Below are 13,701 nucleotides of genomic sequence, written 5' to 3'. Positions count from 1 at the left end.
ATATGAAAAATCAGATAGGACTGCACATGGGATATTGGTGGGGAACCGAAGCATCCGATGATTTAAACCGTATGCTGGAGTTAACCGCGCAGGCAGAACTGGAGATACTGGAAGTGAATCCGGCTTGGTTGCTGCGGATGACGCCGGAAGCGTGTCAGAAGCTGTTGCGTCGTGCCAAGGACTGCGGCGTACGGTTTACGCTGAACGGCGGTCTGGATGCAACAAATGACATTGCTTCCGGCGACGAAACGGTGCGTCGAAAGGGCATTGACTACTGTATCCGGGTGTTGGAACGCATGAGCGAGCTGGAAATGACTCTGTGGTCGGGGGTCAACTACTCCGCCTGGCTGCGGGCGCCGCAGCCAGAGGGGGATGCGCAGGAAGAGAAAGTGCGCGCCTGCGGATATGCGGTCCAAAGTCTGCAGCCGATCCTGCGTGCTGCCGAGCGGGAAGGGATTGATTACTGTTTTGAGGTGGTCAACCGGTTCGAGCAATTTCTGTTCAATACGGCACAGGAGGCAGTGGCGTTCGCCGAGGCGGTGGGAAGCCCGCGCGCCAAGGTACATTTGGATACTTACCATATGAATATCGAGGAGGATAATACCTGTGCCGCGATCTGTTTCGCGGGTGTCAGTGGCCGGCTGGGACATTTCCATGCAGGGGAATCCAACCGGCGTGTGCCGGGTACCGGTGCGACCAATCTGGACTGGAAAGCGATTGGGCGGGCGCTGCGTCAAGCCGGCTATGCTGGTGCGGTTGTGATGGAACCGTTTGTGCTGACTACGGCTTTTAATGCCAAGCGAACCCGCGTATGGCGCGATCTGAGCCGTGGCGCTACGCTGGAGCAGCTGGTATGCGATGCACAGACCGGCGGCCGGTTCCTGCGCGACGTACTGGAAGAATAACGGAAAGGAGCGTTTCATGCAGCAGGAGGATAAGATCAGGGAGCTTCAGATTTTCGCACAACAGATACGCGTAGAAACCATACGCGCACTCGCAACGCTGGGCTTTGGCCATACGGGAGGCACTATGTCGGTTGCAGAGGCATTGGCTGTGCTGTACGGCGGCATCATGAAAATCGATCCCCAGAACCCGGGATGGGAGGAACGCGACTGGTGCGTTATGTCCAAGGGGCATGCGGGGCCGGCAGTATACGCGGCCTTGGGATTGAAAGGTTTTTTCCCTCTGGGGAATATCTACACACTGAATCAGCCACATACGGATTTCCCCTCTCACACAGATCGCCTCAAGACCCCAGGGGTAGACATGACGACCGGCTCTCTCGGGCAGGGTATCTCGGCGGCGGTCGGCATTGCTTACGCGAACCGGCTGGACGGACGGGACAATCATGTGTTTGTCATACTGGGAGATGGCGAGTGTGACGAGGGCCAGGTATGGGAGAGTGCGCAATTCGCGGCGCATTACGGACTGGACCGGCTGATATGTCTGGTGGATAACAATAAAAGACAATTGGATGGTCTGTGCAGCGAAGTAATGAGCCATGGGGAAGGCATCGGTGCAAAATTTCGAGCCTGCGGCTGGGATGTGGGCGAGGTACAGGATGGAAACGATGTAGAGCAGGTGTATGAAGCAGTAGACCGCGCGTACCATAACGTCGGAAAGCCAGCCTGCATTATATTGAATACAGTCAAGGGGAAAGGATTGCCCCTGGCGGAGCAGACTGGCGCGCATTTTTCCAGCTTCTCAGCGGAACAGTGGCATGAGACGCTTGCATTTGCACAGGATGAATTGGAACGTCTGACAGCGCAGGCTTGAAATGGAGGCAGTATGCAGTATCGAATCACGGGAAAACATGAAATAGATGAGCGGATGGGCGGGGACGGATATGCGCAGACGATGGTCGAGCTGATCGCACAGGATTCCTCCGTTGTCCATATCGACTGTGATCTTGCTGGCTGCAGCAAAGCGTCGGAGATCGCAAAGGTTTATCCGGCACAGGTGATTAACGCTGGAATTGCGGAAGCGAATGCAGTCGGCATCGCGGCGGGTTTGTCGGTGGCAGGGAAAATACCATTTGTGCATTCGTTTGGCCCTTTTATTTCGCGACGGGCGTTTGATCAGGCGTTCCTGTCCGCGGCCTATGCGAAGCTGAATGTCAAGCTGATCGGTTCGGACCCCGGTATCTGTGCGGCGTATAATGGCGGTACGCACATGCCGTTTGAGGACTGCGCTCTGTATCTGGCTGTGCCGGATGCAATAGTCCTCGATCCGTCTGATTATGTGATGTTTATTAACTTACTGAAAAAGCTGTATGCGTGGTATGGTGTCAGCTATCTGCGCATGGTGCGCAAAAATTCCGCGCGCATATACGAGGATGGCGCGGATTTTGAGATCGGCAAAGGAGTGCTTCTGCGCGAGGGAAATGACGTAACGATTGTTGCATCGGGACTCTTGGTGGACGAGGCTCTCAAAGCGCAGGAGATTCTGTCAGAACAGGGGATATCGGCGCGTGTGATCGACATGTTTACCTGGAAACCGCTCGACGTAGAGCTGCTGCTCCAGTCGGCTGCGAAAACCGGATGCATTGTAACGGCGGAAAATCATAACTGCACGGTTGGGCTGGGCGCGGCTGTGGCGCGCGTGCTTGCGGAGCATTGTCCGATACCAGTTGAAATGGTCGGCGTACAGGATCGTTTTGGGCAAGTCGGGGCGATCGGGTTTCTGCAGGAGGAATACCGGCTGAACGCCCGGGAGATCGTCAGGAAAGCGGCGCGTGCAGTCGGCAGGAAACGGCAGTAAAAAAGAGTCCCGCTGCTCCCCCATGAAGTGTCCCCAAAAAGTTAGACAATAATTGAAAGGAAAAATTGTTTAAGCAGCCGAAAGGGCTTGTTGTCTGTGAATTGCAGGTGGCAAGCCCTTTAGCTTTGCCTTGATGCGTTGGTTATTGTAGTAGTCCAGATAGGTATTCAGTTCCAGCTTAAAGTGTTTTATGGAATAGAATTCTTGTAGATATAGCAGCTCACTTTTGAGTAAGCCAAAAAAATTTTCCATAACAGCATTGTCCAGGCAGTTGCCTTTGCGGCTCATGCTCTGCCAAATATCCTTCTCACGAAGCATACGCTGATACTGTTTATGCAGGTATTGCCAACCTTGGTCAGAGTGGAGGAGCAGCCCTGTTCCATCCGGAATTGTTTCAAAAGCTCTGTCCAGCATGGTAGTAGCCATACGCAGAACCGGCCGCTGAGAGATGGTATAGCTGACTAAGTAACCATTGTGCAAATCCAGAATTGGCAATAGGTACAGTTTCTGACCAAACAGACGGAACTCCGTCACATCGGTGACTCATTTCTGGTTTGGCTTTTTAGCGCAGAAGTCCCTGTTCAGCAAATTGGGAGCAATTTTACCAACTTCTCCTTTGTAAGAACCGGTATTTCTTGACTCTGACACGGCTAACCAATCCAAGCTGCTTCATGAGCCGCTGTACCGTTTTGTGGTTCAGATGAATCCCTCTATAGCGCAGGGCTGTGGTAATACGGCGGTAACCATACCGTTTTTTGTTTTCGTGATAGATGGCTACGATTTCCGTTTTAGCCACTTCGTATTTGTCTGCACGCTCCATCCGGCTTTCGATGATAGTAGAAAGTCGCGCGGGGAAGCTGGGCGATTGAAAGAAGGATATCCGGAGTGTGTCTTTGCCTCAGTTTTTGAACTACCTGCGTTTTCTGCGCTGGCGTCGCTCGTCCTCCAAAACCAAGGCTTGCAAGTTTTTTAAGTATTCATTCTCCGCACGAAGTCTCTGAACCTCTGTAAGCAGATCCTCTTCTACTTCCTTCGGCAGTTGCTGGGGGCGTCCTTTACTCCCTCGGCCCCGCCGTTCTACTGCAAAGCTTTCCGGTCATTCTGTCAGATAAATTCGCTCCTATTCTTGGATGCGGTGATGATCACTTATCTCAAATCGACGTGCTGTTTCATTGTAACTCGGCTTTTCTTCCAACATTGTTTCTCACAATCTTTTTGAATTCTGGTGTGTATCGTTTGTTTGGTATTCCTTTTGGCATAATAATGCACCCCTCCTGTTATTCAGTATACCATACTGTCTAACAAATGGGGTGCAGTTCAAATGGAACGGGTGCTTTTTTGTCCGCCCTGTGTTATACTGACAGTAAAAGGAATGGAGGTGGCCGGCATCAGGCGGAAGTTTACACAGCAGGAGGTCTGGCAGCATATGCGCGGGCGGATTTACTGCAACCCGTACGACAAAAACCTCTTTGTGCGCCGCAGGATGCCTGGTGCGTGGACGGTCAACCTCGGCAATCCATGGGCGTGGTGTGCCGTGGGCGCGCTGGCGCTGGCGGCCTGCGCCGCGGTCTGGCTGGTGCTGCGGCTGTCTGGCGCGTAACACGCGCCAGCAGGCGGTACAGATGCGCAGTGTTTTGGCATTGCAAAGCCCCGCGCCGCAAGGACCAAACGGCGCACACGACCCACCACCCCGTGCAGCAGGCGCTGCATGCCCCGCAGCGCAGAATAAAGCCCCCGTTCCGATGGAACGGGGGCTTTTCGGTGCAAAGGTCAGCCTTCCAAATCGTTGGACAGTTTACACTTGTCAAACACATAGAACAGCAAACTCATCAGCATGCCGACGATAGCGGCCAGCGTCATGCCGGACAGGGCGACGTTGCCAAGCGACAGCGTTACGCCCGACAGGCCGGTAACAAAAATGACCGAGGTAAGCACCATGTTGCGGTTTTTTCCGTAATCCACATGGTTATCCACCAGGATGCGCAGGCCGGAGGTGCCGATCATGCCGTACAGCAGGAACGAGATGCCGCCGATGACAGGCCCGGGGATGGTCTGGATGAGCGCCGCGAGCGGGCCGACGAACGAGCAGATGATGGAAAGCACGGCCGCGCCGCCGATCACGCGCACCGAGTAGACCTTGGTAATCGCCATTACGCCGATGTTTTCGCCGTAGGTCGTGGTCGGCACCGAGCCGATGAAGCCGGACAGCATGGTCGAGAAGTTATCCGCGAACAGCGAGCGGTGCAGGCCGGGGTCCCGCAGCAGGTCACGCCCGACCACCTTGCTGGTGACGAGCTGATGGCCGATGTGCTCGTTGGCAATGACCAGGATCACCGGCAGGATGATGAGGATAGCTTCCAGGTCGAACTTGGGCGCCTGGAAATTCGGAAGCTGGAATAACGGCTGGTGGAAAGCGGCGATAATGCCGTCCAAGATCACGCGCTCTCCGGCAAAATACTCGGTGACAAGGCCGGCGGCATAGCCGCAGAGGATCGCGATCAGGATCGGGATAACGGACAGGAATTTGCGGAACAGCACGCTGCCCAGCACCGCCACGCCCAGTGTGACGCAGAAGGTAATAACCGAAGCGGTGGTCACGCTGTCCCCCACGATTTCGCCTGTGGAGGCGGCGCTTCCGGCCAGCTCAAGGCCGATCAGTGCGACGACCGGACCCATGGCCGCGGGCGGCAGCACCACGTCGATCCATTTGGTGCCGCATTTGTAAATAACCGCCGCCAGGACGCAGCCGCACAGGCCGACCACCACGAAGCCGCCGAGTGCATAAGGGTAGCCCCATTTTTCGATGACCAACGTCGCCGGAGCGATGAACGCGAACGACGAGCCTAAGTAGGCGGGCGCTTTGCCCTTGGTGATGAAGATGAACAGCAGCGTGCCGATACCGTTCATGAACAGCACGATCGCCGGATTGATGCCGAATAGAAACGGCACCAGCACGGACGCGCCGAACATGGCGAACATATGCTGGATGGACAGCGGCACCAGCAGACGGGGCGGCACCTTGTCCTCTACCTGGATGATTCTGTTTGTCTGCATTTTTCTTTTATCCCCTCTCAGTTCTTTTGCGCCGCGCCGTGCGGCGCTGTATGAAAAACGCGCGGCGGCGTTCCTCAGTCAAACAGGCGCCGGATATCCTCCATGCGCGAGCAGGCCATATTATACCCCATTTCATAGCCCCATTCAAGCTTTTTTACATCCTTTTCAAAGCTCTCAAGCCGTTCGGCGGGCTGGAGCAGCACGGTGTTTTCCGGCTGGGCCGCCGCAAGCCTGCGGCAGAAGCACACGGTTTGGTTGTACCGCCTGGGGCGGGACAGCATGGTTTCGGCCAGTCGGGGGTAGCGATGGCGCAGGGCGCGCACGGCGAGCCGCGTGCCGCGCGTCAGCTCCTTGCGGTAGGCGTCCGGCTGTGTCAGCACGATCAGGTTTTTGCGGTTGCCGTCGCGCAGGCTTTTCAGGATTGGGATTGGGTCGGCCAGGCCGCCGTCGTAATAGGTTTCGCCGCCGATGGATACGGGCGGGAAATAGATCGGGATGGCGCAGGTCGCGCGCAGCATGGTGCTGGGGCGGTCGAGCCGCATCCCGTCCAGATATTCCGCCTGTCCGGTGCGGGCGTTGGTTACGCCGACCAGCGCGCGCCCGCGGTAGGCGTGGAACGTCTCCCAATCGAACGGGATCAGCTCGTTCGGGATGGTGGAAAATACGAAATCCACGCCGAATACCGAATGGTCGCGCAGCAGGTTGCGCGCGCCCAGATAGCGCTTGTCGTTCCGGTACCGGCGCAGGACCTCCAGATTGCGCCCGCGCTGGCGGGACAGGTAGGAAACCGCGTAGGTGATGCCGGCGGAAACGCCGATCACATAGTCGAACAGAAGATCATGGTCCAGCAGCGCGTCCATCACGCCGCAGGAAAAGATGGGGCGGAACGTGCCGCCCTCCAAAACAAGTGCGGGCATTTTCTCAAACCTTTCTCAGATAACAGGGGGCGCGCGGCGCACCCGTCCGGTACGCCGGGGCCTACCGGCGTTTGCGCGTGGGCGGCTTTTTCCGGCCTTTGCCCCCGCGCGCGCCACGCCGCCGCTGGGCGCGGTTCCCGCGCGGCTCGTCCGTGCGCCCCCGCGCGGGGGGAGCGGCAGGCACATCGGCGGTCGGGAGGCTCCCCTCGGCGGGCGCAAAGTCGATCTGGCCGGTCACCTCGCTCGCGGCGAGCAGCCGCACGCGCAGGGGCGTGCCGATCGTAAAGCGCTTGCCGGTATGGCGGCCCTGCAGGGCCATGTGCTGCTCGTCATACTGGTAGTAGTCGCCCGTGAGCAGTTCGATGCGGATCAGCCCCTCGCAGCCGTTTTCCAGCGCGACAAAGATGCCGAACGCCTGCACGCCGGACACCTCCGCATCAAATTCCTCGCCAACGAAAGGCTTCATATACGCCGCGATGAACAGCTTGTCAATATCGCGCTCGCAGTTGTCCGCGGCCTGCTCGCGGGTAGTGGACTGCGCCGCGGCCTCCTCGCACGCGTTCTGGTCGGCAGCGGTGAACGCTTCGCCGGCGAGCGCCTTTTGCAGCATCCGGTGCGCGACAAGGTCGGGATAGCGCCGGATGGGCGAGGTGAAATGCAGGTAGAATTTCGCCTTGAGGCCGTAGTGGCCGATGCACTCGTCCGCATAGCGCGCGCGGGCGAGTGAGCGCAGCAGCAGTGTCGGCAGGATGCGCTGCCTGGGGTCGTTTTTCGCGCCGCGCAGCACGGCCTGGAACTGGAACGTATCCTCCGGCTTGCCGGGGTCGATGCGGTAGCCGAACGGCCGCGCGAACTGCGCGAATACGCGCAGCTTTTCCGGATCCGGATTTTCGTGTACGCGGTACACAGTGGGCTGGCCGCGCTTGCACATGAATTCCGCGACCGCCTCGTTGGCCTGCAGCATGAATTCCTCGATCAGCTTTTCGCTTTCCCCCCGTTCGCGGAAGCAGATGTCCACGGGCTTGCCCGCTTCGTCCACCGTGATCTGCGCCTCGGGAATATCCAGTTCCAAAGCGCCGCGCTCGATGCGGCGCTGATACAGCGCGTGCGCAAGGGCGTTCATCTTCTCCGCAGTGGGGACGAGGAACGCATATTCCTCCCGCAGCGCCGCGTCGCCCGCGAGGATGCGGTTGACCTTGTGATAGGTCATGCGCGCTTGGGAGCGGATAACGGACTTTGCAAAGCGCGCCCGATAGCGCCGTCCGTCCCTGTCCACCTCCAGAAGCGCGGAAAAGGTCAACCGGTCCACGCCCGGGTTGAGGGAACAGATGCCGTGCGACAGCGCGAACGGCAGCATCGGCACGACATGGCCGGGATAATAGACCGAGGTGCCGCGCCGGTACGCTTCCTGGTCGAGCGGACTGCCCGGCGTTACATAGTGCGACACATCCGCGATGTGTACGCCGAGCAGGTAATGCCCGTTTTCGAGCGGCTCGAGCGATACCGCATCATCAAAGTCCTTGGCGTCGTCCCCGTCGATGGTGAAGATCAGCTTGTCCCGCAGGTCGAGCCGCTCTCCGGCGGCGGACAGGTCGACCGTCTGCGGGATGGCGTCCGCCTGCTGCAGCACCTCGTCCGGAAAGGTATCGAACACACCGTTTTCATGCAGGATGGCCGCGATCGAGGCCTCCATCGTCCCGTCCTCGCCCAAATCGGCCTGCACCACGCCCTGCGGCGCGAATTTTTCGTCCCCATAGTAAGAGATCGATACCGCCACGCGGTCGCCGGGCCGCGCGTCGCCCAGGTCGTGCCGGTCGATTGCGATTTCGGGATATTTTTTGGAGGTGGGCTGCACGAAATAGGCGTTTCCGCGCTGCACCAGCGCGCCGGTCAGCTCCCTGTCCGCGCGGCGCAGGACGCGCACGACCGCGGCCTCCCGCCGCCCGCGCCCGTTTTTCCGTTCGGAGAGCTTGACCAGCACCCGATCGCCGTGCCAGGCGCCGCCCGAGGCGTTGGGCGGGATGAACAGGTCGTCTGGACGGGGCTCGCCCTCGGCCACGTCCGGCGTGACGAACGCGAACGCACGCTCGGTGGCGAGGTAGGTGCCGGTGACGCAGCCGTAATGCGCGGAAACGGCGAAGCGGTTTTTCTTGTTTTTCATGACCGCGCCGTCCGCGGTCAGGCGGTCGAGCGCGTCCTTTACCTCCTGCTTGCCGGCTTCCGGCAGGGCGCGGCGCAGTTCGTCCAACCGCATGGGCTGTGTGAGCAGCGAAAGCAGCCTGCTTTCCAGCGCATGATCTTGCATAAATAGCCCTCCTCTTCCTCTTTTTCTTCTGGTATCAGTATACCATCTTTGCTGTCCGAATAAAAGGAAAATTGACGTAAGGCATGGTTTGACGTTCCTCCGGCGGCATGATACACTAAGGATGGGAGAAAATAAGTCCGGAAAGGGAGGAAAAATGATGAAAGCACTTGTTACCGGCGCGTCCTCCGGCATTGGGAGGGAGATCGCGCGCCTGCTTGCCGCGCGCGGGTACGACCTGATCCTGTGCGCGCGGCGCGAGGAGCGCCTGCGGCAGCTCGCCGCCGAGCTGCCCACCGCGTGCCGTGTGATCGCGGCGGATATCGCGGATGAAAAGGAATGCCGCCTGCTGTACGAGGCGGTGCGCGGGGAGGAGCTGGAGGTGGTCGTCAACAACGCGGGCTTCGGCCTGTTCGGTGAATTCGCTTCGACCAGCCTGGAGGAGGAGCTGCGCATGATCGACACGAACATCCGCGCGGTGCATATCCTGACCAAGCTGGCGGTGCGCGATTTTGCCGCGCGCGGGCGCGGGTATGTTCTGAATGTAGCGTCCTCGGCCGGCTTTCTGCCCGGCCCGCTCATGGCGACCTACTATGCGACCAAAAACTACGTCCTGCGGCTGACCGAGGCCATACGGGAAGAGCTGCGCCGCGCGGGCAGTCCGGTCAAGGTCTGCGCGCTCTGCCCGGGGCCGGTGGATACCGAATTCAACAAGGTGGCGGGCGTGCGCTTTTCGCTCGGCGGCCTGAGCGCGCAGCGCGTGGCGCGCGAGGCGGTCGGCGGGCTGTTCGCGGGCAGGGGTGTCATTGTGCCGGGCGCGGCGATGAAAGCCATGACCCTGGCGCGCCACTTTGCGCCCGACTGCCTGCTCGCGCGCGTCACCTATCACTTCCAGCACAGGAAAAACGGCGGATGACCGCGCAGGAGATCAAAAGGACGCTGCAGCGCGAATTTGTGCGCACGCTGCGCCGTCCGTTTGCGGCCGCGGTCCGAGAATACGATATGGTGCGGCCGGGCGACCGGATCGCGGCGTGCATTTCCGGCGGCAAGGACTCGATGCTGCTCGCCCTGCTGCTGCAGGACCTGCAGCGCACGGTGGACTTTGAACTGGTGTTCCTTGCCATGGACCCGGGGTACGCGCCCGCCGGCCGCGCGCGGCTGGAGGAGAACGCCGCGCGCCTTGCCCTTCCGCTTGAGATATTCGACACCAACGTGCTGCGCGTCGCGGGCCGGCACGCGGCGGCGCATCCCTGCTTTCTGTGCGCGAAAATGCGGCGCGGCCACCTGTACGCCGAGGCGCGGAAGCGCGGCTGCAACAAGATCGCGCTCGGCCACCACTATGACGACGCGATCGAAACCGTGCTCATGGGCCTGCTGTACGGCGGTCAGGTGCAGGCCATGCTGCCGCGCGTGCGGGCGAAAAATTACGCGGGGATGGAGTTGATCCGGCCGCTTTGCCTGGTGCGCGAGCGCAGCGTGCAGGCCTGGGCGGATTACTGCGGGCTGACGTTCCTCCCGTGCGACTGTCCGGCGAAAGCGCTCGCAAACGATACCCGCCGCGCGGCGGTCAAAAAGCTGATCGCGTCGCTGGCCGCGGATAACCCGCAGGTCGAGGCGAATATCCTCAACGCGGTCAAAAACGTGGACACCGCGAAGCTGCTCGGCTGGCGGGATGGGGCGGGGCGGCACAGCTTCCTGGACAGGCTTTGAGCCGCCCGCCGGAAAACAAGGAAAACCAATAGGAATACTGGACAGACGTCGGCGGACATGGTATCATAGGAGCAGAAAAAATACGCTTTTTCGGCACACAGTAAAGGAGACTTCTGAACTATGACCATTCGTATCGGTATTTTGGGATATGGCAATCTGGGACGCGGCGTGGAGGCCGCGGTTCGCCAGAATCCGGATATGGAGCTGAAAGCGGTGTTCACCCGCCGCGACCCGCAAGCCCTCCGGATCGCGGACGCGGGCGCAAAGGTGCTGCATGTAGATGCGGCAGAAAGCATGAAGGACGAGATCGACGTGCTGGTGCTTTGCGGCGGCAGCGCGACCGACCTGCCCGAGCAGACCCCCAAATACGCGGCCCTGTTCAACGTGGTCGACAGCTTTGATACCCACGCCCGCATTCCGGAGCATTTCGCCAGCGTGGACGCGGCGGCGAAGAAAGCCGGCAAGGTGGGCGTCATCTCCTGCGGCTGGGACCCGGGCATGTTCTCGCTGAACCGCCTGTACGCCTCCTGCATCCTGCCGGAGGGACAGGACTATACCTTCTGGGGCCGCGGCGTGAGCCAGGGCCATTCGGACGCGGTGCGCCGCATCGCGGGCGTAAGGGACGCGCGCCAGTACACCGTGCCGGTGCCGGCGGCGCTCGAGGCCGTGCGCGCGGGCCGGAACCCCGCGCTGACCACCCGCGAGAAGCATACCCGCGAGGTATATGTCGTCGCGGAGGAGGGGGCGGACCGCGCCCGCATCGAGAGGGAGATCAAGGAGATGCCCAACTACTTCTCGGATTACGACACGACCGTGCATTTCATCGACGCGGACACGCTCGCGCGCGAGCATGCGGGCCTGCCGCACGGCGGCTTTGTCATCCGCAGCGGCGAGACCGGCGCCGGCAACAGGCATATCATTGAATACCGCCTGCAGCTTGACTCCAATCCGGAGTTCACAGGCGCGGTGCTGACCGCCTACGCCCGCGCGGCCTACCGCATGGCGCAGGAGGGCATGAGCGGCGCCAAGACCGTGTTTGATATCGCGCCCGCTTACCTGTCCGCGCGGACGGGCGAGGAGCTGCGCGCGCACATGCTGTAAAAAACAAAAAATAAACCGGTTAAAAAGGATCTGCAGCCCTGCAGCTCCTTTTTGCTTTGCACGCCGGAAAAGAGAAAGGAACGGTGCTCTGTTGAAGCAATCGACCGGCGCCCTGATGCGGCGCTTTGCCCCCTATTTTAAACCCTACGCGGGCGTCCTGCTGCTCGACCTGTTCTGCGCCGCGCTGACGACGCTGTGCGAGATCGGCCTGCCGATGATGATGCGCCGCCTTGCGCAGGTCGGCATGGACGATGTTTCTCAGCTGACGAGCGGGCTGGTGCTGCGCGTGGCGGCGCTGTATATCGTGCTGCGGCTGATCGACGTGGCCGCCTCCTATTTTATGGCGAACATCGGGCATGTCATGGGCGCGCGCATCGAAACCGACATGCGCTCGGCCCTGTTCGGCCACCTGCAGAAGCTGTCGTTCGGCTATTTTGCAAACACCAAGGTCGGCCAGTTGATGGCGCGCATCACGGGCGACCTGTTCGACGTGACCGAGTTTTCGCACCACTGTCCGGAGGAGTTTTTCATCGCGGGGCTGAAGATCGTGGTGTCGTTCGTCATCCTGTGTACGGTCAACGTGCCGCTGACCATTATCATCTTCGCCATTGTGCCGGTCATGGCCATCGTCGCGGGCAAGTTCAATATGGCAATGCGCAGGACGTTTGCGAAAAACCGCCGGCAGGTGGGCGAGGTCAACGCGCAGGTTGAGGACAGCCTGCTGGGGGTGCGCGTGGTCAAGTCGTTTACCGGCGAGGCGCGCGAGATCGAGAAATTCGAGCAGGGCAACCGCGACTGGCTGGAGATCAAAAAGGAGAATTACCGCTGGATGGGCGCGTTCACCGCAACCACCCGCGCGTTTGACGGACTGATGTATATTGCGGTCATCGTGGCGGGCGGCCTGTTCATGGTACACCGCCGCATCGACCCCGCGGACTTTATGGCCTACCTGCTGTATGTGGCGACGCTGCTCGCAACTATCCGCCGCATCGTGGAGTTCGCCGAACAGTTCCAGCGCGGTATGACCGGCATCGAGCGGTTTTTCGAGGTCATGGACGTGGAGCCGGATATTGAGAGTCCGGAAAACGCGGAAAAGCTGCCGCGCGTACAGGGCAATATCCGCTTTGAGGACGTCTGCTTCGCCTATGCGGACGACCCGAATACGCCGGTGCTCGACCATCTGGAGCTGGACATTCGGGCAGGGCAGAGCGTGGCGCTGGTCGGCCCGTCGGGCGGCGGCAAGACCACGATCTGCAACCTGATCCCGCGGTTTTACGATGTGACCGGCGGCCGCGTCACGGTGGACGGGCATGACGTGCGCACGGTTGAGCTGGATTCGCTGCGCGGGCAGATCGGCGTGGTGCAGCAGGATGTGTACCTGTTTTCAGGCACGATCTTTGACAATATCGCCTACGGGCGGCCGGGCGCGACGCGCGAGGAAGTCATCGAGGCGGCCAGGCAGGCGGGCGCGCACGAGTTCATCAGCGCCACGCCGGACGGCTACGATACCTTTGTCGGCGAGCGCGGCGTGCGGCTGTCCGGCGGGCAGAAGCAGCGCATTTCGATCGCGCGCGTGTTCCTCAAGAACCCGCCCATCCTGATCCTGGACGAAGCGACCAGCGCGCTGGATAACGAATCCGAGCGCCTGGTGCAGCAGTCGCTCGAACGGCTGGCCAAGGGGCGCACGGTGCTGACCATTGCGCACCGCCTGTCCACCATCCGCAACGCGGACAAGATCGTTGTGCTGACCGAGGACGGTGTGGCCGAGCAGGGGACGCATGCCGAACTGCTCGCGCGGGGCGGCGCGTACGCGCACCTGTATCAGCTCGCCACAGAAGACTGAAAAAAGAGGAAACC

The 13,701-nt window shown here is 60.4% G+C and carries 11 protein-coding genes and 1 pseudogene; 8 read left to right on the top strand and 4 right to left on the bottom strand.

Going from position 1 to position 13,701, the window contains the following annotated elements:
• Window positions 1–2: 2 nt before the first annotated feature.
• The 3 genes from ACYQ3S_RS08685 to ACYQ3S_RS08675 are packed head-to-tail and all read left to right on the top strand — an operon-like array spanning window position 3 to window position 2,760.
• Window positions 3–905, top strand: coding sequence for a sugar phosphate isomerase/epimerase family protein (locus tag ACYQ3S_RS08685; RefSeq protein WP_459688540.1), 903 nt, complete (start codon window positions 3–5; stop codon window positions 903–905).
• A gap of 16 nt (window positions 906–921) precedes the next feature.
• Window positions 922–1,776 carry a transketolase gene (locus tag ACYQ3S_RS08680; protein WP_459688539.1) on the top strand — a complete coding sequence of 285 codons (855 nt, stop codon included), beginning with the start codon at window positions 922–924 and terminating at the stop codon, window positions 1,774–1,776.
• Window positions 1,777–1,788: 12 nt separating this feature from the next.
• On the top strand, window positions 1,789–2,760 hold the full coding sequence (locus ACYQ3S_RS08675) for a transketolase family protein (RefSeq protein WP_459688537.1): 972 nt from the start codon (window positions 1,789–1,791) through the stop codon (window positions 2,758–2,760).
• A gap of 69 nt (window positions 2,761–2,829) precedes the next feature.
• Here ACYQ3S_RS08675 and ACYQ3S_RS08670 read toward each other — a convergent pair.
• A pseudogene (locus tag ACYQ3S_RS08670) lies at window positions 2,830–3,611 on the bottom strand (IS3 family transposase); the annotation flags it as partial.
• A gap of 575 nt (window positions 3,612–4,186) precedes the next feature.
• Between ACYQ3S_RS08670 and ACYQ3S_RS08665 the strand changes: the two are divergent.
• On the top strand, window positions 4,187–4,360 hold the full coding sequence (locus ACYQ3S_RS08665; RefSeq protein ID WP_459688536.1) for a hypothetical protein: 174 nt from the start codon (window positions 4,187–4,189) through the stop codon (window positions 4,358–4,360).
• 170 nt (window positions 4,361–4,530) lie between these two features.
• Here the strand turns inward: ACYQ3S_RS08665 and uraA are convergent, their stop codons facing one another.
• The 3 genes from uraA to rnr form a co-directional block, all read right to left on the bottom strand.
• Window positions 4,531–5,814: a uracil permease gene (gene uraA, locus ACYQ3S_RS08660; RefSeq protein ID WP_459688534.1), complete on the bottom strand. Its 1,284-nt coding sequence runs from the start codon at window positions 5,812–5,814 to the stop codon at window positions 4,531–4,533.
• A gap of 74 nt (window positions 5,815–5,888) precedes the next feature.
• Window positions 5,889–6,731, bottom strand: coding sequence for a patatin-like phospholipase family protein (locus ACYQ3S_RS08655; protein WP_459688532.1), 843 nt, complete (start codon window positions 6,729–6,731; stop codon window positions 5,889–5,891).
• Window positions 6,732–6,792: 61 nt separating this feature from the next.
• Window positions 6,793–9,036 carry a ribonuclease R gene (gene rnr, locus ACYQ3S_RS08650; protein ID WP_459688530.1) on the bottom strand — a complete coding sequence of 748 codons (2,244 nt, stop codon included), beginning with the start codon at window positions 9,034–9,036 and terminating at the stop codon, window positions 6,793–6,795.
• Window positions 9,037–9,193: 157 nt separating this feature from the next.
• On the opposite strand from rnr, the gene ACYQ3S_RS08645 reads away from it, so the two are divergent.
• The 4 genes from ACYQ3S_RS08645 (at window position 9,194) to ACYQ3S_RS08630 (ending at window position 13,687) form a co-directional block, all read left to right on the top strand.
• Window positions 9,194–9,949, top strand: a complete 756-nt coding sequence (locus ACYQ3S_RS08645; RefSeq protein WP_459688529.1) for an SDR family NAD(P)-dependent oxidoreductase — start codon at window positions 9,194–9,196, stop codon at window positions 9,947–9,949.
• Window positions 9,946–10,743 (top strand): tRNA 2-thiocytidine biosynthesis TtcA family protein, encoded by a 798-nt coding sequence (locus ACYQ3S_RS08640; protein ID WP_459688527.1) that lies wholly within the window; start codon window positions 9,946–9,948, stop codon window positions 10,741–10,743. Before ACYQ3S_RS08645 ends, ACYQ3S_RS08640 begins: the two co-directional genes overlap by 4 nt.
• A 120-nt stretch (window positions 10,744–10,863) precedes the next feature.
• On the top strand, window positions 10,864–11,844 hold the full coding sequence (locus ACYQ3S_RS08635; protein WP_459688526.1) for a diaminopimelate dehydrogenase: 981 nt from the start codon (window positions 10,864–10,866) through the stop codon (window positions 11,842–11,844).
• 115 nt (window positions 11,845–11,959) lie between these two features.
• The gene (locus ACYQ3S_RS08630; protein WP_459688621.1) at window positions 11,960–13,687 is read left to right on the top strand and encodes an ABC transporter ATP-binding protein; all 1,728 of its coding nucleotides are present in this window, start codon (window positions 11,960–11,962) and stop codon (window positions 13,685–13,687) included.
• Window positions 13,688–13,701 lie beyond the last annotated feature (14 nt).

It is taken from the genome of Agathobaculum sp. TL06 (assembly GCF_054658635.1).
This window is presented reverse-complemented; position numbering and strand designations above follow the sequence as displayed.